The sequence below is a fragment of the Streptomyces flaveolus genome (assembly GCF_014648815.1).
Classification (GTDB): Bacteria; Actinomycetota; Actinomycetes; order Streptomycetales; family Streptomycetaceae; genus Streptomyces; species Streptomyces flaveolus.
This window is the reverse complement of sequence record NZ_BMRV01000003.1, coordinates 511,938-532,181: the sequence shown is the minus strand read 5'-3', so window position 1 is coordinate 532,181 and position 20,244 is coordinate 511,938. Positions and strand designations below refer to the sequence as shown.

Sequence of the window (20,244 nt, the reverse complement as noted above, 5' to 3'; positions counted from 1 at the left end):
GTGATTCCTCAACGGCGGTCGCACGGATCGGCGCCCGCAGGTAGCGCCTCGGTATCGGCCGCCAGGCAGGAGGAGTACACCCTCGGGGGTGTGGGCCGCGACTCCGGTTCCGGCGCAACGGCCACTGCGGTGATCACCACGGCACCTACGCACATCAGCCCCGCTATCGCGGTGAGCCCAGTACGGCGGCTCACCGGTCACCACCGAAGTGGTCGCGGATCTCGTCGCCGCAGTCGTCCGCGCCGACCCGGGTGCGTGAAAAGGCCAGCACGCCGTCGTCGTTGCCTGCCTGCCTGGCTTTGGCCAGCTGCGTCTCGATGTCCGCGATGTACTCGGCGCACTCGGCGCTGACGGGCTTCTCATGCTTCTCGGGCTGCGGATCGGGCGCCGGGGAGGCGTTCAGTGCGGCGGTGGCAGCAATACCGGCCGCGCACAGCACGACCCACGCGGCGACCCATGTGCGGCGGCGCGTCCGTAAGGGCTTGGGCATCCAGGCATCCTACGAGCGCCCGCAGCGGGCTGTCGCCGCATGGACCGCTGTGTCAGTGGTCGGCCGCCCCGCGCGCGCTGGGTGTTCGTCACGAAGGCCGGTACTCGATCACGAGCGTGACGGCCTCACAGGGCGCGAGGCTCGTGCCCTGTCAGCGGCCTTGACCGGAACGCCGGGGCCGGGAGCGTTGAGTGCTGCGCCGCAAGGGGCGCGCCGGCGCCGGGTCGCCGGCGCCGGGGACGGCGGGTGAGGAGAAGCCGCCCGCGACGACCGGCCGCGCGGGAGCCGCCGCCTGAGTGGTGGGGCGGTCGGGAGTGTGGCGCGGTCGTTCGGCGCGGGCCAGGACGGTGGCGTTCGGGATCAGCGGAGCACAGGCTTCGCAGACCTCTTCGACGCTCCAGACGCGGCGCATGACCGGGTCGTGGCGCAGGATCATGAGGACGGCGCCGGCGCAGTGCGTCTTGGTGTCGGGGTGGGCGCCGCAGTGCTGGGAGCCGCAGTGGCACCAGGCGTTGGGGCGGACGGTGGCCGCCTTGGCATGGGCGGCGGCGTGCCGGGCGGCGAACGCCCGCAGCGCCGTGAGGTCCTCGGAGCGGGCCGGCATCCGGCAGGCCGGGGTGCTGCAGGTGACCGAGGCGGAGGACCGGCCGTGGCCGACGATGCGGACGGTCCAGGCCCGCCCGGGGGTCCGCTCGGTGGAGGGTTCGGTGTACACGGTCGTCACGGCCGCTTGCTCCAGGTTGTTCGGTGATGTGTGGCTCCACTATGTGCTACCCGCTATGACGTTGGGCAGCAGGATTCACCCGGGGTTTCGCGGATTCAGGCGGTGAGTCGGGCTGCCGCGACGGTGGCCCGACAGGCGGCCGACTTCGATCGAGGTGGGGCCGGGCGGTGGTGCCCCGTGTCCGGTTGAGGGTCGACATGCGGCCGGCACGGCCCCGGCGTTGCCGCGGCGTCGTGCTCATCGCCGTCGCGGTGTGCGTCACAGCGGCCGGCCCCGGCCTGGGTGCTACGGCTCCCGTCGCGCCGTGACCAGGCCCGTCTCGTACGCGGCGATGACCGCTTGGGCCCGGTCACGGACCCGCAGCTTGGCGAAGAGGCCGGTGATGTGGTTCTTCACGGTGGAGGCGCTCACCCCGAGCCGGTCGGCGATCTCCGTGTTGTCCAGACCGTCGGCGATCAGCCGCCACACCTCCCGCTCACGCGGGGTGATTCCCTCGGCGCCGACGAGAACCGGGGGCGGCAACCGGTGGGTCGGGGTCTTGACGTGCGTGGAGATGAGCCGGGTCAGGAGGCGTGGGGCGAGGATCGCCTCGCCGTCGTGGACCACACGCAGGGCGGCGACGAGGTCCTCGGGCGAGATGTCCTTGGGCAGGAAGCCGCATGCCCCCGCCCTCAGGGCATCCACAACGTACTCGTCCATGTCGAAGGTGCTCAGGGCCAGGACCCGGCAGCCGGGCAGTTCGGTGGTCAACCGTTCGGTGGCGGCGATACCGTCCAGGACCGGCATACGAATGTCCATGATGACCACGTCAGGCCGGCATGCGTGGGCGAGACGGACGGCCTCGGCGCCGTCCTCGGCCTCGGCCACGACCTGGAAGCCGGGTTCGGGGGCCAGCATCAGGGCGAGGCCGCGTCGAACGAGGGGCTGGTCGTCGGCGATGAGAACTTTCACGATCGCGCTCACGCGTATGCCTCCTGACGGTCGGCGGGCAGGGGAAGGCGGGCACGGACGGCGAACCCCCCACTCTCCGGTCCGGCCCGCAGCGTGCCACCGTGGAGGGCGACGCGCTCCCGCATCCCCACGAGTCCGTAGCCCGTTCCGCGTGCGGTGGAACGGCCGGAACGCGGACCGTCGTCGGTGACGGCGACCCGCACCTCGCGGACCGAGCAGGTGAGCCGTACGTCGACGTGCGCGCCGTCGCCCGCGTGCTTGCGGGCGTTGGTGAGGGCTTCCTGGACGATGCGGAAGACGGTGAGCGCGACACCGGGCGGGAGCGAGCGGGAGTCGCCCTCGGTGGTGAGCGTGGTGGGAAGGCCGGCGCGGCGGCTGTCCCCGACGATGCGGTCCAGGTCGCCGATGCCGGGCTGCGGTGCGGTCGCTCTTCCTTCGTCGCCGTCCTCGCTCTCGTCGCCGGCCCGCAGCACGTCGAGCAGGTGACGCATCTCGCGCAGGGCGGAGCGGCCGGAGCCCTCCAGGGAGACGAGTGCCTCGCGGGCGGCCTCCGGGGACCGGTCCAGGTTGGCCCGAGCGCCTCCGGCGAGCAGCTGCATCGTGGTCAGATGGTGGGCGACGATGTCGTGCAGCTCCCGGGCGATGCGACGCCGTTCGTCGGAGACGGCCCGCTCGGCGAGCTGCCGCCGCTGGGTCTCGGCGTTGCGCTGCCAGCGGCCGACGGCGACGGCGGCGCCGGCCACGAACAGCGCGGACGCGGCGTTGGGGGCGAGCTCGATCAGGGACGGCGCCGGCATCCCTGGGTGGACGAACTGGAGCACCGCGACGCAGCCGGCGACGGCCGCCGCGCCGACCGCGGCCCTGTGGTGACGTACGACGGTGTAGAGGGCGACGATCATGGCCGCCCCGTAGTGCTGGCCCACGGCACTGAACCAGTTGACCGACAGGTTCGCCGCGAGGATGCACGCGAGAACCGTCAGAGGTGTACGGCGGCGCGCCAGTAGGAACAGCGACGCGAAGACCACGACCAGGCACCCGGCCACCGGGACATGGCCCTGGTCCATCTGGCTGGTGACGGTGAAGCCCACGAGATCGATGGCCGCGGCGCCGACAGCGACGAGTCCGTCGTGCTGCGTCCACAGTCCCGGCCCTCCGATTCGATTTTCCGTCGTGGCCCCGTCGGGACGCGTCCCGGTCTCGCGGCCCGGCAGCCCGGCGGCGGCCCCACCCCGTGCCCGGCCGGGGCGCCCTTCGATCACGGCTCGTCCCATCTCCGTCCCCCTGTGCACATCCGACCTTCCCTGCGGCCGCCGAATCGGCCCGATGACCTGCGGTTCGTCCGCCGAGTGTCCCATGGTGCCGGTGCGCCGGGCCCATGGCGTCCGGACCGGGAGGGAACAGGGACCAGGAGCAGGCTCCCAGCACCGCGAGGGTTCGGGGCCGTGCTCCCAGAGGGTTTCTCGTCCCTGGCTCCGAGGTTCGGGCCGCACGTCGCTGATGTGCTGGACGAGTGCCGGGACGACCCGGCAGGGGGGCGAGGCCTCGGACGTCCACGGTGCCCCTGGCACCCGTTCCCCGTACTTCCGTAACCTTCCCGGAGGCTTTCCGTGATCCGTTCCCTGACCGGATACTCGACGCGCAGACCTTGGCGGGTCATCATCGTTTGGGCAGTGGTCGGCATCTTCGTGGCGCTGATGGGTCAGACGCTCGTCTTCCGCGTGACGAACACCGACAGCGCCGGCTTCCTGCCACCGGAGTACGACGCGGCCGCGGCGCTGCGGATCGCCCAGGAGGAGTTCGGCGCGGCACCGGACGCCAGTGCAGTGACGGTGCTGGTGGCGCGGCGCGACGGCAAGCCGCTGCGGGAAGCGGACGAGCAGCGCGTACAGGACGTGGCGCGTGAACTGAGTGCCACGCGCCTGCAGATGCCGTGGACGGACGAGCACATACGGGGGCTTTCCGAGGACTACTCCCAGGTTCCCCGCGTGGCACTCATGACGACGGCGCCGGACAAGTCGTTCGCCCTGCTCGGCGCGCGGTTGCGGGGCAACTCCACCGACCCCGGCATGCACTCCCTGTACCGGGTCTTCCACGACCGCGCACAGCAGGAGTTCGGCGAGGCCGGGCTGCGCACGGGGTTCACCGGCGGGCTGGCGGACGTGGTGGACCGCGCCGACGCGGAGGAGACCACGCAGACGATAGTCGGTCTGGTGGTGGTCGGGCTGATCGTTCTGATCAACGTGCTCGTGTTCCGCAGCGTCCTGGCCGCGTTCGTCCCGCTGGTCGCGGTGTCCGTGGTGGGGGGCGCCGCCGCCGGCACGGTCGTCGGCGCTGCCCTCCTGGCAGGTTTCGAACTGGACCCGGGCACCCCGAGCATGATCGGCACCGTGCTGATCGGTATCGGCGTCGACTACTTCCTCTTCCTGTTGTTCCGCTTCCGCGAGGAGCTGCGCCGGCGCCCTGAGGAGCACCACCGCCTGGTGGCCGCGGACGTGTCCGGGCGGGTGGGCACAGCGGTGACCTCGGCGGCGCTGACGATCGTGGCGGCCTTCGCGACGCTCGGTGTGGCGACGTTCGGACAGTTCCGGGTGCTCGGCCCGTCGGTGGCGGTGTCGGTGCTGGTGATGCTGGTGGCGAGTCTGACCCTGATGCCGGCACTGCTGGCGGTGACCGGGCGGAAGATGTTCTGGCCGTCGCGGATCCTCTCTCAGAAGGCCGGGCGGCCCGGCGTGGCGGGCCGTACCGGCGAGTTGGTGGCGCGCCGCCCGGTGCTGGTGCTCGTGGCGTCGGTGGCCCTCCTCGGCGCGCTGGCGGTGGGTGTGGCGGGCGTCCGCATGGACTTCGGCACCGGCGGCAGCCCGCGCGACACGGCGGCCGCCGCGACGGCGCGGGAAATCGCCGGGGCCCTGCCGCCGGGAGTGTCCGACCCGACGACGGTGTACGTCACCGCCGACGACGGCCGGGTCCTGAAGCCCGCAGAGGTGGACGTCGTGCACCGGGCGCTGTCGGAAGTGGCCCAAGTGGGCACGGTGGCCGCCCCCGTGTTCGACGCCGACCGCACCGCCGCCCGGTTGGACGCCTACTTGACGGTGGACGCCCAGTCCCAGCGCGCGCGTGATCTCGTGGCGGGCCCGGTGCGCCAGGCCGTGCGGGAAGCGTCGCCGGCCGGGCTCACCACGCACGTGGGTGGCACGGCGGCCGTGTTCGCCGATGTGGCGACGGCGGTCGACCGGGACCTGCGCACGGTGTTCCCGGTCGCCGCGGCACTGATCGCGCTGATCCTGGTGGTGCTTTTGCGCAGCCTGGCAGCGCCGGTGGTGCTGATGCTCTCGGTCGGGTTGTGCTTCGCGGCGACGTTCGGCGCCTCTGCGCTGGTCTTCCAGCACATCGGCGGCGCGGCGGGCGTGACCTTCGTGCTGCCGCTGGTGCTGTTCCTGTTCGTGGTGGCGTTGGGCACCGACTACAACATCCTGATCAGCGACCGTCTGCGCGAGGAGATGGCTCACGGGGGCCCGGTCCGCGCCGCCGTGGCCCGCGCGGTACGGCACACGGCGCCGGCTGTCGCCACGGCCGGTGTGGTCCTCGCGGCTTCCTTCGGCAGTCTCGCGGTGAACGCGGACCCCTCCACCCGTCAGCTGGGCTTCGCCACGGCCCTGGGCATCCTCCTGTCCGCCTTCGTCGTGTCGCTCCTGCTGGTCCCGGCGGCCGCAGCGCTGCTGGGCCGGGGAATGTGGTGGCCACTGCGTGGAGGACGAGGCCGACGGGACGGGATGGGCCGCAACGACACCTCACACTCGCAGTCACCCCGGACGGAGGCCCAGCCGGTATCCGGACCGTCCTGACGGCATCCACCTCGCCGGCGTTGATCAGCGCACCGCGCAGCCGCACGGCGGCGACGGACACCCGTTCCTCCGCCCCGCACTCCGGGCACGGCAGCACGCGCTGCTCCGCCAGCGCTGTGGTTACCAGCGCATCCCCCTTCGGGCGGCCCTCCCGGAGCTGCTGTTCCGTCGGTGCGTACTTCACCACAGCGGGCATGTCCTTGCCAACCGATCGAGGGAGGCGACGGCGGCCCCGGTCACAGGCCGATCCGCGCGCCCCACCGCACTACGGCCGGGGCGAGCCTGCTGGTGACGCGGGCCAGTCTGGCCTCCACGGTCACCGGGACCACGGGACGCCGGCGCCGTACCGCCCGCAGGATCTGCGCGGCGACCTTCTCCGGCGGGAAGCCGCGGCGGGCGTAGAGGCCCGTGAACTTCTCCTGCCGGGCGGCCTGGTCGTCCGCGCCGAGGCCGGAGAAGGTCGTGGTCCGGGTGATGTTGGTCTGCACGATGCCGGGGCAGATCGTGCTGACGCCGATCCGCTCGGCGGCCAGCTCGGCGCGCAGGCAGTCGGAGAGCATGAACACGGCGGCCTTGCTGGTGGCGTAGGCGGCCAGCATCTTGGACGGCAGGTAGGCGGCGGCCGAGGAGAGGTTGACGATGTGTCCGCCCTGACCGCGCTCCTTCATCAGCGCGCCGAACACCCGGCAGCCGTGGATGACGCCCCACAGGTTGACGTCGAGGACGCGCTGCCACTCCTTCTCGGTGGTCTCCAGGAAGGTGCCGGAGTGGCCGATGCCCGCGTTGTTCACCACGATGTCCGGCACGCCCTGCTCGGCCGCGACCTTCTCGGCGAAGGCGGCCATCGCCGGCCCGTCCGAGACGTCGACCCGGTGGGCCATGACCTCGGCGCCGAGCAGGCGCGCGAGTTCGGCGGTGCGGTCGAGGCCGTCCGGGGTGACGTCGCACAGCGCCAGCGAGGCGCCCCGGTCGGCGAAGGCGAGGGCGGTGGTCCGGCCGATGCCGCTGCCGGCACCGGTGACGACGACCAGCTTGTCCGCGAACTCGCCCCTCCGGGCGCCGGGTCGCCCGTGCCGGGACTTGGCGAGCGCGGGGGTGGCGGGCACGCCCTCCTGGTGGGCGGCGAACTCACGGATCATGGCGGCCACGACGGGTCCCTTCTCGAGCAGCGCCGACCAGTGCGTGGCGGGCAGTTCCCGGCGCCACAGGTACGGGGCCCATTGTTCGAGCCCTTCGCCGAGGGCCGGACTGACGAAACTGTCCTTGGTGAGGGTGATGACCTGCACCGGCACCGCGGTCGGACGCTGCCGGGGCTTCGTCAGCCGGGGCAGCATGTTGGCGCGGTAGAGCTGGATGCCGCGCACCGCGTCGGCGGCGAGCGTGCTGTGCGGGCGGCCGGGCCGCGGCGGGACGCCGTCCAGGACCCGCAGCACGGTGCCCCAGCGGCGGGCCAGCCCGAACCGCCAGGCGGCGGGCGCGAGCACCGGCAGGTGGAAGAGGTAGATGTACCAGGAGTGCAGCGCCTGCGAGGAGAGTTGCCACAGGTGGCGGGGAGTGGGCCGGCGCAGCCGGTGGCGCAGCCAGTGGCCCATGTGGTCCAGGCAGGGCCCGGAGAGCGTGGTGTAGGAGATGATCCGCTCGGCGGCTTTCGGGTCGGTGACCGCCTCCCAGGACTGGATGGAGCCCCAGTCGTGGGCCACGAGGTGCACGGGCCGGTCCGGGCTGACCGCGTCGGCCACCGCGAACAGATCCTGGGCGAGCAGCTCGAGGCGGTACCCGTCCTTGCCGGCGGGCGCGTCGGAGTCGCCGGCGCCGCGGACGTCGTAGCGCACCACGTGGTGGTCGGCGGCGAGTTCGGCGGCCACGTCGTCCCACACCCGGTGGGTGTCCGGGTAGCCGTGGACGAGCAGCACCGTCGGCGCGGCGGGGTCGCCCTGCCGGCGGACCGCGAGGGAGAGGTCACCGGACCGGACGCGGGTGACGCGCGTCTCGTGGACGGAGCTCATCGGACCACCGCCCCGGCCTCGCCACCGGCGGTGACGGCCTCGGCCCTCGCCCGCTCCCTGGCCCGCAACTCCAGACCGCGGTGCACATGGGGCAGGTCGTCATCCAGCCAGTACGCGTCGTCCTCGGTGACGACCAGCAGTTCCTCGAACTTCAGCCCCACGTCCCGGAAGCCGACGTGCGGCTCGACGGCCCACAGCCCCGGCGTCGGCGCGTGCCGGGAGGAACGGCCGTCGGCCCACAGCGGGGAGCGGCCCGCCATCCGCTCGTGGATGAGCTCACGGCCGAGGGTCTGGAGGGTGCGGACGCCGAAACCGAAGAGGTTCACCCCGGCGGGCAGCCGCTGCGGACGCATCCGGGTCACCTGGTGGCCGATGACCCGGCCCGGATAGACCCGGTGCCGGTTGTCGTAGCCGTGCTCGGCGATCTTCGCGTCGACGGCCGCGTACACCTCGTCCAGGGAGCGGCGCTCGCGGACCAGCTCGACGATCAACTCGCGGTAGTCCAGCAGGTCGGTGGCGATGCGGTCCCACACGGGGTTGCGGCCGAGCACGCCGCCGTAGCCGATGTCGGCGGTGTAGCCGTCCACGATCGGCGCGCAGTCGAGCACGTAGGACATGCCCTCCCTCAGCTCCCGCCCGGTGGCGAAGAACTGCAGCGGGGTGCGGAAGTGCCGGAACGCTGTGCGGTCGCCGAACCAGGCGAACGGTACGTGGAAGAAGTCCTGCACGCCCTCGGCGACCAGTTCCCTACGCAGTCGGGCCGCCGCCTGACGTTCGGTGACGCCGGGCCCGAGCCAGTCGGCGACGCTTTGCGCGCAGCGGTAGGCGAGTCGCTGGAGCTCGCGGAAGCGGTCCAGGTCCTGTTCGTCGAAGGGGAACGCGGGGAGCGCCGCGCGGGGCCGTGCTTCGGTCCTGCTCATGGGAGGGGTCTCGCCTTCGTCACGGGAACGGCGGGGGCATCTGGGGCGGCTGGGGAACGAGGAGGCTCACACGTCGAGTTCGAGACAGGCGCCCTCGTCGGCGCGGGAGACGCAGACGAGCATCTCGCCGGCCGCCCGCTGTGCCTCGGTGAGCCGGCGGTCGCGGTGGTCGACGGGGCCGGAGAGCACCCGGAGCTTGCAGACCCCGCAGAATCCCTGCCGGCAGGAGTAGGGGGTGGTCGGATCGGCGGCCCGCAGCACCTCCAGTGCGCTGCGGTCGGCGGGCACAGTCAGTTCCCTGCCGTCCCTCAGCCGGAGCGTGAACGGCTTGCCGTCCACGACGGGCGGTGCGGTGAAGCGCTCGAAGTGCAGGGCGGCCGCGGGGCTGTCGGGGAACGCCCGCTGCACGGCGTCGAGCATCGGCGCGGGTCCGCAGCAGTAGACGGCGGCCCCCTCCGGCGCGCGGGCGAGCAGCCGGGCGGCGTCCAGGGCACCGCCCTCGTCGTCGGCGAGGAGCACGACCCGGCCCGGGTGCCGGCGGGCGAGGACGTCGATCTCGTCGGCGAACGGCAGCGACGCGCGGGAGCGGCCGGTGTGAACCAGCGTCCAGTCGAGCCCGCGCGAGGCGGCTTCGCGGGCCATGGGCAGGATCGGGGTGATGCCGATGCCGCCCGCCAGGAGCAGCACCCGATCCTCGCGGGCGAACGGGAAGGCGTTGCGCGGCCCGGCGACCGCGACCCGGCCGCCCACCGCGAGCTCGCGGTGCACCTCGGCCGACCCGCCCCCGCCGTCCGGTATCAGCCGGACCGCGATCCGGTACGCGTACCGGTCGGCGGGGTCGCCGCACAGCGAGTACTGGCGGCAGCGGCCCGACGGCAGGCCGAGGTCGAGGTGGGCGCCCGGCTGCCACCGCGGCAACATCCCGCCGTCCGGTGCGACCAGCCGCAGCGCGACGACGTCCGGAGCGACGAACCGGCGTCCGGCGACGGCGAGTTCAGCGGGTCGCTCGGCCACCGGGGAGCGCCGGAGGCGGTCCTTGCGGGTGGTCAGCGGGAGGTACCAGGAGGCGAAGCGCTCCAGTCCCGTCATGAACCGGTCCGGGCGAGGCCTGCCGAACAGGTCGGGCGGCGTGGTGGGGCGTGTGGTCGAAGTCATGCGGCTCTCCTGCGCCGGCGCCGGCTTCGACGCCTGGTGCGGCGTCAGGGTCGGCGGTGTCGTCGGCGTTCGTCGGCATCAGTGGGCGGCGCGGGCGGCGGGCGAGACGGCCAGGTAGGCGACGGCCTGCTGCGTCGAGCCCTCCTGGCTGGGGTGGTAGCGCGGGCTGAAGTACCGCAACACGGAGACGACGAGCTTGACCGGGTTCGGCAGCAGCCCCCTGCGGGCGGCCTTCGACGCGCCCCGCCAGGTGGCCTTCGCTCCCGGGGCGCGCTCGGGGTCGACGGACGTCAGGTACCGGGTCCCGCGCACCCACAGCTGGGCCAGGGTGGTGGTGGCGACGACCATGGTGCGGACGCGGCGCGCATAGCCCCGGTCGAGATGCCGCAGCAGGTCGTAGGCGACGGCGCGGTGCTCGACCTCCTCCGCGCCGTGCCAGCGCAGCAGGTCGAGCATGGTCGGGTCGGCGCCCGCCCGGTCCAGCGCCTCGGCGTTGAGGATCCAGTCGCCGAGGAATGCGGTGAAGTGCTCGATGCCGGCGATGATCGCGACCCGTTCGATCAGGTACTGGCGCTCCCGCCGGGCGTTCAGTCCCGGCTTGTCACCGAGCACCTGACGGAAGAGATGCTCGACCTGGTCGACGTAGGGGGTGATGGGCACGCCCTTGGCGATCAGATGGTCCAGCACGCCCTGGTGGGCCTCGGCGTGCACGGCCTCCTGGCCGGTGAAGCCGAGGACCCTGGAGCGCAGCTCCTCGTCGGTGATCAGCGGCATCGTCTGCCGGAAGACCTCCACGAACCAGCGCTCGCCCTCGGGGAGCAGGAGGTGCAGCACGTTGATCACATGGGTGGTCAGGGGCTCGCCCGGGACCCAGTGCAGGGGCAGGCTCTCCCAGTCGAACTGAACGTCTCGGGGGGTCAGGACCAGGTCCTCGTGCTCATCGGACTTTTTCAAGACAGCTCCTGGAGGAGGCAGGAAGCCGGCGGCTCGGCTTATTGAGGGTTACTCAACAGTAGGCGTTGTTGACTTCCTGTCAATAGACTGGGCGCATGGCCCGTTCGAACTCCCGCGCCCGCATGCTCCCCACCGAGCGCCGGGCGCAGATCCTTTCCGCTGCCCGGCGTCTGCTGGAGGGCAGACCGATCGATGAGGTCTCGGTGGAGGCCGTCGCCTCGGAGGCGGGGGTGTCACCCGGGCTGCTGTTCCACTACTTCGGTTCGCAGCGGAAGTTCCGCCAGGCGGTGCTGGAGATGGCGGCCGGCGAGCTGCTGGCCCAGGTGCGGCCCCACCCAGGACTCAGCCCCGCCGAGCAACTGCGGGCCGGGATCGAGACGTTCATCGACTACGTGTCGCGCTTCCCGGCGATCTACCAGGCGGTGACCCGCCTGAACCGCGGCGCGGACGTCCGTGCCCTGCACACGACCTCACGGGCCACGATCGGCGGCTGGACCCTCGAGGCGTTCCGGGACGCGGGCGTCGACCCGACGCCCGCGATCCGCCTGACGGTGACCGCGTGGCTGGCGTACATGGAGGAGGCGGTCCTCGGCTGGCTGGCCTCCCCGGAACTCGGCAAGGACGAACTGGCGGGGATGTGCGAGCGGAGCTTCTACCTGCTGATCCGCGGGGCGGTGGACAACGAGAGCCGGTGGGAGGACATCGAGAGGGCACTGAACCGCCGCCCCGAGCCACCGCTTCGGCATGAGCCGCCCGCCGCCGCGAACCCACCGGGCTGAGCCACTCATCCCTTCTCCGGAGCGTTTCCGTACCGAGCCGTCCACCACCCCGGGCCGCCCTCCCCGGCGGGGAACCGTCAGCCCGAGCCGCCCGACGGTCGGCTTTCCCCGAGTGCACTTCGCCACGCGACAGGGACGGCAGGCACCGGGGACCCGTGGCGCGGTGGGCACGGCAGGCGCACGTGTGGCGGCGAAGGCGCGGCGCCCCGCGAACCGGGTACACGGCCGGGTTGTGCCGGGGCCGGGGCGATGGGGCATGTCCGGGCCCGGGAGGGGCCGATCACGATCGGGCCGCGACGGGTGGGGCGTGGCGGGGCACCGGACGTGCGGGCGCGGGACGGTGGGGTGGGGCGCCGCGAGGCGGAGGGAACAACGGCGGCGCGGCGAGCAGGTCGGGGGTGCGGGGCGTGCAGAACTGGGTGACGGCGGGACGCGCGGCTGCGTCAAGCCGGAGCACCCTGGCGGCACGCCGCGCATCTCATGGCCGGATCCTGACGATGTGCCGGCCAGCCATGACCGCAGACTTTTGAATTACAGAGTCCAGTATCTGCTAGGGTGCTGCGCATGGGTAGGCCACGGACGTTCGATGAGCTCGCGGTACTCGATGCCGCGGCCGCCGAGTTCAGGGTGCGGGGATACGCCGACACCTCGACCGAGCAACTCTGCGAGGCGGCCGGTGTGCGGCGCAGCAGCCTCTACAACGCCTTCGTCTCCAAGGACGAGCTGTTCGTGCGCGCACTGGAGCACTACATCGGCGCGATCCGCGAACGGCAGTCCGCGCTCCTCGCCGACGGCGGACTCCGTGGCGCGGACCGGCTGCGGGCACTGGTCGATCTCGTCATCGCCGAAGAGCGGGAAGCGGCCCGCCGAGGGCGCGCCGCCGGCTGCATGGTGGTGCAGAGCTTCATGACCCCCGGTCTGCGGCAGCGGGACGAGCGCATCGCCCGCCTCCTCGACCGCGATCTGCGTGAACGGACTTCACTCCTGGCCGAGGCCATCCGGGCCGGCCAGATCGACGGGAGCATTCCGCCGGACGTCGATCCGGAGGACGGCGCGCTGATGGTCAGTACCGTCATCTCCGGCATCCGGGTCACCGCCCAGGCCGGCGTCGACGCGGAGACTCTGCGGCGGATCGCACTCGCCGGCCTGCACGCCCTCGTGGGCTGACCCCCTCTCCACCTCTCGCCCCATCCGCACCTCGGGTGCCCGAGAGGTTTCGCATGCTCTCGTTTTGGATTCTCAATCACAGAAAGCGGTGGATATGACCACGCCGACACGGCACACTCCGCCCGGGAGTGTCCCCCTGTCCGTCTACGTCCTCGCTGCGGGCATCTTCGCGATGGTGACCAGCGAGTTCGCCGTCGCCGGGCTCATGCCCCAGCTCGCCGAGGGCCTGGACACGGGAATCGAGCAGGTCGGTTACCTCGTCACGGTCTTCGCCGTCGCGATGACCGTGGGCGGCCCGATCCTCACCGTGCTCCTCCTGCGCGTCCCGCCGAAGAACGCGCTTCTGGCGATCATGGCCGTCTTCCTCGTCGGCAACGTCGTCGCCGCCCTGGCGACGTCGTACGCGGTCATGGTGGTCGCCCGGATCATCAGCGGTATCGCCTCGCAGGCGTTCTTCGGCATCGGGGTGTCACTGAGCGCACGGCTCGTGGACGAGCGCATGCGCGGTCGGGCCAACGGCGTCGCGATGAACGGCCTGATGCTCGGCACCCTTCTCGGCCTGCCGCTGGCGACGTTCGTCGGCGGACGGCTGGGCTGGCAGGCCGCCTTCTGGACGGTCTCCCTGCTCACCGTGATCGCCGCCCTCCTCACCCTCGCCCTCGTCCAGAACCCCGCCGGAACCGGCACCCCCGAGCAAGCGTCACCCTCCATGCGGGACGAGCTCGCGGTCCTGCGACGGCCGCAGTTCCTCCTGGCACTCGTCTCCAGCACCCTGATCATCGGGGCGACCTTCTCCGTGTTCAGTTTCCTCACGCCGATCCTCACCGAGATCGCCGGGTTCTCCGAGAGCCTGGTTCCGCTGCTCCTGCTCGCCTACGGCGCCGCGACCCTCGTCGGCAACATGGTCGTCGCCCGGTTGGCCGACCGCCACACCGTCACGACCCTGCTGGCCGGCACCGGCCTCAACGTCGTCTTCCTGACCGGACTGGGACTGTTCACCGAAGTGGCGCCACTGACACTGGCGTTCATGCTCGGCATCGGTCTGGTCGGCGTGACGATGAACCCGGCCATGGCCGTCCGCGCGCAGCGAGCCGGCGGCACGACACCCCTGGTCAACACCGTCCACGCGTCGTTCATCACCCTCGGCGTCATCACCGGCTCCGCGACCGGATCCGCCCTGATCCCAGGCCACGGGCTCCGTGCCCCCATCGTCTTGGGCGTCGCCCTGGCCGCCCTCGCCGTCCTGGGGATCCTGCCCGCCCTCGCGAGCCCGTACCTGCGCAACGGGCGGCGTGAGCAAGTCAGCGTCAGGCAGGCGGTGCGCCGGCGATCTCCTCGCCCTGCATCTGGCGGTACTCGACGGCCGCGGAGGACGGCGGAGAACGTGGCGCGTTGTCGTGGTTGACCGGGTCGTTCCAGCCGATGGTGGTGAGAGCGTCGGCTCCAGGGGGCGCTGCGACGCGTCCTAGGCGGGCGCGCGGATGCTGGGCCAGGAAGCGCCGCGCGTACTGATCGGTCGTCGCATCGGCACCTGTGCGGGGCCGGGCCAGGTCTGGCCGAGCGAGGCAGTGCCGGCCAGGCCTTCATCGGTATCCAGTTGGTCGTCGTCCTCGTCGGTGGCGGTGTGGCTCTGCCACCAGCGGGCGAGGACGGTCTCGGGATCATGGTCTGCCGGGACGACATGCGTGCGGGGGACAGTTCACCGCAGGCCCAGGGGGCGGAAGCCGGTGTCGTGCGAATGCAAAGGATGGGCAGCAGAGGGCGGGCTGTCGCTCAGCCACAGCGGCTGCACCGTGCCGTGTGGCCCTCCTCGGCCCGGCGGCAGTATCAGGCCCTGAGGCAGACGGAATTCGGGTTGCCGAGCGGATGCTGCCCCCGCCCGACAACAGGTCTTGTGCCGACGCGAGCGCACCGTGGCTCACGGAGCTACGGCGCGGTGGGCGGGGCCGTCGACCTGTGATCGCAGGACCTGCCGCTCACCAAGCGCCGCAGGCGCTGCGGGGCGGGACCGACCACCCCGCGCTGTGCGGGCGCGCAGCGAGCCGGGCGCTCGCTGGGCCCGTCCCGCCACCGGCGTCTGCGACTTACTCGCTTACGCGTGGCCGACGCCAGTCAGACGGGGCCCGTGGCTGTCGGGCTCCCGTGCGCGGTCGCTCTCATCCTGCACGAGGAGAGAGAGCAGCGCGGCTACGGTCAGGCCCGCTTCCGCCGGGTGACGCAGCACCTTGTCCGGCTGGATGCGATACGTGTTGGTGCGGCCGTCGCGGATGTGGGAGAGGTATCCGTCCCGCTCCAGGTCGGCGATGATCCGCTGGACGGCGCGCTCAGTAAGGCGGCAATGGGCGGCGATGTCGCGGATCCGGATGTTCGGATTGTCGGCGATGGCTGCAAGCACACGCGCATGGTTGGCGACGAACGTCCATCCGGTGTGAGATCCAGGCACTTCAACCATGGACAACATTCTAGGGACCACCTTTGCGTGACACCGAATACATGACATACTTTTCGCGCAATGGATGACGTGATCCGGTCGGGGCAGCCAGAGGAGGGACCCGAGGTGTCAGTGGACGAAGCGGTAGCGAGTCGCCCGGAGGGCGCCGACGGGCGGCGGCTGCAGGTCCTGGACGAGGCTACGGTGGTGCAGTACGAACGGTGCGGCACCTGGGTGGTCAGCGCGCGGGGCTCCTACGACGTGTGCACAGTCACGGCGCTGGCGGACGCGCTGGACACGGCGGCCAAGCAGCATCCAAAGGTGGTCCTGGACGCCTCCGGCATCACCTTCGCAGACTCGGCGCTGCTGAATCTGCTGATCCTCACCCACCAGGCAGCCGACTTCCGCGTGGCCGCACCCACGCAGCAAGTACGGCGGCTTCTGCAGCTCACCGCAGTCGACACCATCCTGAACGTGAAGGAAACGGTGGAAGAGGCCGCTGCTTGCTAGGTCATGAGCGCTCGACGACGTTGCAGCGGCGGCTCGGGGTGGCAGGACGTGTCCCCGAGGCGGGCGAGCCCGGCACATGGCGGAGACCCCGGTGCCGGCGCGGCGGTCTCGTTCGTCACGGCAGAGTTGGCTGAGACGTTGATGCTCTCCCCATCGATCCAGCCCCCACCACTTGATCCAAACGAAATGGCCTAGGTCTCCAGCCCTCAGCCCGGGCCGAACCCGAGATCATCCGCAAGTCCGATGCCCCCTTCTGGAGGCGGGAGCCACCATGCTGGTGGAATCTGCCAAGAGGAGCGCACATGTCGTACCCGGAATACCTCGAGTACCCGGAAGCCCGCTACCACGGCACCCAGGGCGAAGTGAACGCGGTCTTCCGCCCGGCCGACAGCCCACCTGACATCACCTCACCCGGCGCCTCTACCCACTACCTCGCCACCCACGAGTCGACCGGCGGCGAATTCGGCCTGTACAAGGTGGAGCTGGGTGCACGGTCAGCCGGAGCCAAGACCCACTTCCACAAGGCGATGTCGGAGTCCTTCTACGTCCTCTCCGGCGAACTGGAGCTGTACAACGGCGAGAAGTGGGTCACGGGCCGCGCGGGCGACTTCCTGTACGTACCGGTCGGCGGCCTGCACGCCTTCAAAAACGTGACCGACGATCCCATGTCCATGCTCATGCTCTTCTCCCCAGGCGCCCCACGCGAGGAGTACTTCGAGCAGGTCGCGGAGGTGGCGCAGCGCGGTGGCGAAGAGCTCAAGCAGTTTCGCATCCGACACGACAGTTACTTCCTGGAAGACTTCGAGCCCGGGGAGGAGTAGCTCGGGGCCCGACGACCGCTCCCCCACCGCGGTGGCCACTCCAGGGCCTGCCCCGGCCTGTACGAGTTTGCCAACGGTGTCCCATGGGGTGGGGCTGGGGAGGTACATGGCGCAGGTCAGCGTCGGTGAGGTTGGGCACCACGATGCGGCAGTCCGCGGCGCGGCCGTCGGCCACGAATTCGTTGCCGTCCGGGTCGCCGACGACATCCCCACCCTCGCCGAACTGCTGCACGAGACGGACGCCGGACCCCTGATGACGGCCCACACCGCGTCCTGCTGAGCGCCACCGCCGAGGAGGGCCTGCGCCGGCGGTTCACCCTGTCCGTCGACGCGGCCAGAACGGGCCGTGTCCGGCAGCGTGCATCAGTTGATCGGCATGGCGCCCCTCCAGGGCATCAGCGTCGGCGTCGACCGCACGTCGCCCGTTTCCTGGCCCCCGTACGAGCGCCACCGCGGCTTCCGGCTCACCGGACGGCTGAGGTCGGTGACGTACCGGCCCGGCGAGGCGGCGTCCGCGTTCGAGTGACGCTCGGGCCTGGGCATCGCCGCCGTAGATCAGGAGGTGCGGGGGCGTTGCCTCAGCCGCTCAGGACCGACCACGGGGAACCGCCGTGCACGAGCATCAGGACGGCGAGTACGGCGAGGTCTGCGACGCCCAGGCCCAGGCCGAGGTAGGCGCGGAAGCGGCGTGGGGTGCCGCGGCGCAGGGCGACGGTGGCCAGCACGATGGCGATCGGGCCGAGGACGATATTGAGGACGAGGAGTCCCACCAGCCCGAGGACGAAGGAGGCCACCGCCATGCCCTCGGTGTCCCGTAGTCCTGTCCGCCGGGAGCTCTCCGCGGTCAGTCGCATGCCCTAGGCCCTCCTCGCGTTGCGGCGCTTGCGTTCACGGGTCGTGAAGACGAGGAGCCACAGGAGAATCCCGGCCCCGAGTACCACGGCGGCCGGCCACGGCAGGTACGCGACCGCGCCGACGAGGATGCCCAGCAGGAGCAGGGCGACAACCAGGAAGAGCATGCTCAACCTCTCCTCGCTCAACGGTTCATGACACACCGGTGTACCCGCGAGTAGCCCTCTCACGCCTGCCGCCCGACACGATGCGACACGACGCTGTTATGTCGTGCACATGGCAACCTTATTGACACCTCCTCAACTCCCTTGAAAACAACCCCTGTTGTCGGCAACTCTTGATCGCAGTCCGGAGCGGAATGCCACGCCCCGCTCCGGAAGGGGTGCGCGATCACGCACACCCGCCCCCACAGAAGCGCGCGCCCCACCCGTGCGCGCGCCGCCAAGGAGGAACCCCTCGTAATGGCACAACTGCGGAGCAAGAGAATACGGTTCGCCGCGATCGCCGCTGTCGCGGCGACCACCTTGGCCGGTGGTCTCGCCGCCGGCCCCGCCCAGGCCGCTCCCGCCGAGGGCAAGGTCATCGGTGCCGGCTCGCCCACGGCGGTCCGGGACAGCTACATCGTGACGCTGCGGAAAGACGCCGGCTTCAATGCCTCCTCGACCACGGGCAGGAACCTGGTCGAGGAGTACGGCGGCAGCGTGAACAAGACGTTCGGCAGCGCGCTGAACGGCTACACCGCCACCCTCTCCGCGTCGGAGGCCAAGCACCTGGCCGCCGACCCGGCGGTGGCCGCCGTCGAGCAGAACCAGCGGATCGGCGTCGCCGACACCACGCAGTCCAACGCGCCCTGGGGCCTGGACCGCATCGACCAGCTCTCCCTGCCACTGTCCGGCACCTACACCTACCCGGACAGTGCCGGCAGCGGTGTGACGGCCTACGTCATCGACACCGGCGTACGCATCACCCACCAGCAGATCAGTGGTCGTGCCACCTACGGTTACGACGCCGTCGACGGCGACACCAGCGCCGCGGACGGCAACGGCCACGGGACCCATGTGGCCACCACCATCGCCGGCTCCACCTACGGCGTGGCCAAGAAGGCGAAGATCGTCGCCGTGCGGGTACTGGACGACAACGGCTCCGGGACAACCGCCGGGGTCATCGCCGGTATCGACTGGGTGACCCGCAACCACTCCGGCCCCTCGGTAGCCAACCTGTCACTCGGCGGCGGCGCCTCCGCCACGCTGGACGCGGCCGTGCGCACCTCCATCGCGAGCGGCGTGACCTACGCGGTGGCCGCCGGCAACAGCAACGCCAATGCCTCGTCGTACTCCCCTGCCCGGGTCACCGAGGCCCTGACCGTCGGCGCCACGACCAGCACCGACGCCCGGGCCGGCTACTCCAACTACGGCTCCGTGCTGGACGTCTTCGCCCCAGGATCCTCCATCACGGCCGGCTGGAACACCAGCGACACCGCGACCAGCACGATCTCCGGCACCTCGATGGCGACCCCGCACGTCGCCGGAGCCGCCGCGGTCTACCTGGCCGGCCACACCTCCGCCACACCGGCGCAGGTCGCCACGGCCCTCGTGAACGGGGCGCCGACCGGAAAGGTCACCAGCCCCGGCTCGGGCTCGCCCAACCGGCTGCTGAAGCTCGTACCGTAACCGCTTCGCCGACGGTCCGACCGTCGTGAGTACTGTGCCCGGGAGGCCACCCCGCCTCCGGGGCACAGTGCTGCTGCCCTCGTTCGAACGTTGCTCGGTGCGACACCCGCCCGCGGAGTGGCCCCTCGGCGAGACGGGCTCGTTGGGTTCCTGCGGGCCGCTGAGGGCTGTCGAAGGTGATCCTCACCGCGCTGTCTTCGCGCAGGTTCGCCCTGACGAGCTGAAGTCAGTAACGGCCCTACCTCGACGTGAACGGCCCTACCTCGACGTGGTCCTCAGCCGGCCACCGGCTCCGCCGCAAGAAACCCCTCCACAGCCTTCCTCGCGCGGCGGTCGAACTCGGCGTACTGCGCCTCGCGTTCGGCTCCCGCGACCGCGTCGCCGACCAGCAGGTTCCCCTCGGCGTCGAGCCGCTGCGGGCGCTCCTCGGCGTCGGGGAGGAGCGCGACGGAGGAGTGCGAGAACCCGCAGTAGTAGGCGATGCCTTCGCTCAGGTTGGTCTCCAGCACGGCACGCATCCCCTCCGTGATGGGATCGTCGGAGGTGGCACCGGCCAGGCCCAGCCACAGCATGCGCTTGCCGGCCAGGCGGGGCTTGCTGCGGCCGTAGGCGAATCCGTAGTTCCATACCCGGTCGATCCAGCCCTTGAGGAGGGCAGGCACACTCTGCCAGTACACGGGGAACACGGCGACAACGAGATCGGCGTCGAGGATGCGCCGCATGTGGGCCCGGACCTCGTCCGAGTACGGCTTGTCCCGATCACCCCAGTCGGGCTGGTCCGCTGCGTTCATCCGCGGGTCGAACCCTTCAGCGTGCAGGTCGAGCAGGTCGACGCCGTACCCGGCGTCCTCCAGTTGCGCGACGGTACGACGGGCCGTGTGCGCCGTGAGGGAATCGGCGCGGTGGTGAGCCATGACCACGAGGGCGGTCCCGGCTGTGTTCTCGAGGTGCGACATCGTTTCTCCTGACTGG

21 protein-coding genes are annotated in these 20,244 nt (G+C 71.4%); 9 read left to right on the top strand and 12 right to left on the bottom strand.

What is annotated here, in order from left to right:
* Nucleotides 1-190: 190 nt before the first annotated feature.
* The 4 genes from IEZ05_RS10175 to IEZ05_RS10160 form a co-directional block, all read right to left on the bottom strand.
* Entirely contained in the window at nucleotides 191-490 is a 300-nt protein-coding gene (locus IEZ05_RS10175; protein ID WP_189229679.1) for a hypothetical protein, read from the bottom strand.
* 151 nt (nucleotides 491-641) lie between these two features.
* Entirely contained in the window at nucleotides 642-1,214 is a 573-nt protein-coding gene (locus IEZ05_RS10170; RefSeq protein WP_189229678.1) for a hypothetical protein, read from the bottom strand.
* A 285-nt stretch (nucleotides 1,215-1,499) separates the two neighbouring features.
* Nucleotides 1,500-2,177: a response regulator gene (locus IEZ05_RS10165; protein WP_189229677.1), complete on the bottom strand. Its 678-nt coding sequence runs from the start codon at nucleotides 2,175-2,177 to the stop codon at nucleotides 1,500-1,502.
* A complete protein-coding gene (locus IEZ05_RS10160) occupies nucleotides 2,174-3,436 on the bottom strand; it encodes a sensor histidine kinase (protein WP_189229676.1) in 1,263 nt (420 codons plus the stop codon). Before IEZ05_RS10160 ends, IEZ05_RS10165 begins: the two co-directional genes overlap by 4 nt.
* A gap of 399 nt (nucleotides 3,437-3,835) precedes the next feature.
* On the opposite strand from IEZ05_RS10160, the gene IEZ05_RS10155 reads away from it, so the two are divergent.
* Complete coding sequence (locus IEZ05_RS10155) at nucleotides 3,836-6,007, top strand: MMPL family transporter (RefSeq protein WP_229869646.1); 2,172 nt, start codon at nucleotides 3,836-3,838, stop codon at nucleotides 6,005-6,007.
* 236 nt (nucleotides 6,008-6,243) lie between these two features.
* Here IEZ05_RS10155 and IEZ05_RS10150 read toward each other — a convergent pair whose 3' ends face one another.
* The 4 genes from IEZ05_RS10150 to IEZ05_RS10135 all read right to left on the bottom strand — a co-directional run bounded on the left by IEZ05_RS10150 (nucleotide 6,244) and on the right by IEZ05_RS10135 (nucleotide 11,042).
* The gene (locus IEZ05_RS10150) at nucleotides 6,244-8,013 is read right to left on the bottom strand and encodes an SDR family oxidoreductase (RefSeq protein ID WP_189229674.1); all 1,770 of its coding nucleotides are present in this window, start codon (nucleotides 8,011-8,013) and stop codon (nucleotides 6,244-6,246) included.
* The gene (locus IEZ05_RS10145) at nucleotides 8,010-8,933 is read right to left on the bottom strand and encodes a M24 family metallopeptidase (RefSeq protein WP_189229673.1); all 924 of its coding nucleotides are present in this window, start codon (nucleotides 8,931-8,933) and stop codon (nucleotides 8,010-8,012) included. The genes IEZ05_RS10150 and IEZ05_RS10145 overlap by 4 nt, the downstream gene beginning before the upstream one ends.
* Before the next feature lie 66 nt (nucleotides 8,934-8,999).
* Nucleotides 9,000-10,088 carry a PDR/VanB family oxidoreductase gene (locus IEZ05_RS10140; RefSeq protein WP_189229672.1) on the bottom strand — a complete coding sequence of 363 codons (1,089 nt, stop codon included), beginning with the start codon at nucleotides 10,086-10,088 and terminating at the stop codon, nucleotides 9,000-9,002.
* 78 nt (nucleotides 10,089-10,166) lie between these two features.
* Nucleotides 10,167-11,042: a metal-dependent hydrolase gene (locus IEZ05_RS10135; protein ID WP_229869645.1), complete on the bottom strand. Its 876-nt coding sequence runs from the start codon at nucleotides 11,040-11,042 to the stop codon at nucleotides 10,167-10,169.
* Between the two features lie 95 nt (nucleotides 11,043-11,137).
* Between IEZ05_RS10135 and IEZ05_RS10130 the strand changes: the two genes are divergently transcribed.
* The 3 genes from IEZ05_RS10130 (at nucleotide 11,138) to IEZ05_RS10120 (ending at nucleotide 14,393) form a co-directional block, all read left to right on the top strand.
* A complete protein-coding gene (locus IEZ05_RS10130) occupies nucleotides 11,138-11,821 on the top strand; it encodes a TetR/AcrR family transcriptional regulator (protein ID WP_189229671.1) in 684 nt (227 codons plus the stop codon).
* A gap of 564 nt (nucleotides 11,822-12,385) precedes the next feature.
* Nucleotides 12,386-12,988 (top strand): TetR/AcrR family transcriptional regulator, encoded by a 603-nt coding sequence (locus tag IEZ05_RS10125; RefSeq protein ID WP_189229670.1) that lies wholly within the window; start codon nucleotides 12,386-12,388, stop codon nucleotides 12,986-12,988.
* 94 nt (nucleotides 12,989-13,082) lie between these two features.
* Nucleotides 13,083-14,393 carry an MFS transporter gene (locus IEZ05_RS10120; protein ID WP_189229669.1) on the top strand — a complete coding sequence of 437 codons (1,311 nt, stop codon included), beginning with the start codon at nucleotides 13,083-13,085 and terminating at the stop codon, nucleotides 14,391-14,393.
* A gap of 687 nt (nucleotides 14,394-15,080) precedes the next feature.
* On the opposite strand, the gene IEZ05_RS10115 is transcribed toward IEZ05_RS10120, so the two are convergent.
* On the bottom strand, nucleotides 15,081-15,440 hold the full coding sequence (locus IEZ05_RS10115; protein WP_189229668.1) for a helix-turn-helix transcriptional regulator: 360 nt from the start codon (nucleotides 15,438-15,440) through the stop codon (nucleotides 15,081-15,083).
* Nucleotides 15,441-15,500: 60 nt separating this feature from the next.
* Here IEZ05_RS10115 and IEZ05_RS10110 point away from each other — a divergent pair, with 60 nt between their 5' ends.
* The 4 genes from IEZ05_RS10110 to IEZ05_RS10095 all read left to right on the top strand — a co-directional run bounded on the left by IEZ05_RS10110 (nucleotide 15,501) and on the right by IEZ05_RS10095 (nucleotide 17,276).
* Complete coding sequence (locus IEZ05_RS10110) at nucleotides 15,501-15,929, top strand: STAS domain-containing protein (protein WP_189229667.1); 429 nt, start codon at nucleotides 15,501-15,503, stop codon at nucleotides 15,927-15,929.
* A gap of 302 nt (nucleotides 15,930-16,231) precedes the next feature.
* Nucleotides 16,232-16,750 (top strand): cupin domain-containing protein, encoded by a 519-nt coding sequence (locus IEZ05_RS10105; protein WP_189229666.1) that lies wholly within the window; start codon nucleotides 16,232-16,234, stop codon nucleotides 16,748-16,750.
* Between the two features lie 106 nt (nucleotides 16,751-16,856).
* A complete protein-coding gene (locus IEZ05_RS10100; RefSeq protein WP_189229665.1) occupies nucleotides 16,857-17,030 on the top strand; it encodes a hypothetical protein in 174 nt (57 codons plus the stop codon).
* 66 nt (nucleotides 17,031-17,096) lie between these two features.
* On the top strand, nucleotides 17,097-17,276 hold the full coding sequence (locus tag IEZ05_RS10095) for a hypothetical protein (protein ID WP_189229860.1): 180 nt from the start codon (nucleotides 17,097-17,099) through the stop codon (nucleotides 17,274-17,276).
* A 52-nt stretch (nucleotides 17,277-17,328) separates the two neighbouring features.
* Here the strand turns inward: IEZ05_RS10095 and IEZ05_RS10090 are convergent, their stop codons facing one another.
* The gene (locus IEZ05_RS10090) at nucleotides 17,329-17,604 is read right to left on the bottom strand and encodes a DUF4190 domain-containing protein (protein ID WP_189229664.1); all 276 of its coding nucleotides are present in this window, start codon (nucleotides 17,602-17,604) and stop codon (nucleotides 17,329-17,331) included.
* Between the two features lie 3 nt (nucleotides 17,605-17,607).
* Nucleotides 17,608-17,769, bottom strand: coding sequence for a hypothetical protein (locus tag IEZ05_RS10085; RefSeq protein ID WP_189229663.1), 162 nt, complete (start codon nucleotides 17,767-17,769; stop codon nucleotides 17,608-17,610).
* Between the two features lie 294 nt (nucleotides 17,770-18,063).
* On the opposite strand from IEZ05_RS10085, the gene IEZ05_RS10080 reads away from it, so the two are divergent.
* On the top strand, nucleotides 18,064-19,272 hold the full coding sequence (locus IEZ05_RS10080) for a S8 family peptidase (RefSeq protein WP_189229662.1): 1,209 nt from the start codon (nucleotides 18,064-18,066) through the stop codon (nucleotides 19,270-19,272).
* Nucleotides 19,273-19,547: 275 nt separating this feature from the next.
* Here the strand turns inward: IEZ05_RS10080 and IEZ05_RS10075 are convergent, their stop codons facing one another.
* Entirely contained in the window at nucleotides 19,548-20,228 is a 681-nt protein-coding gene (locus tag IEZ05_RS10075; protein WP_189229661.1) for an NAD(P)H oxidoreductase, read from the bottom strand.
* Nucleotides 20,229-20,244: the final 16 nt, after the last annotated feature.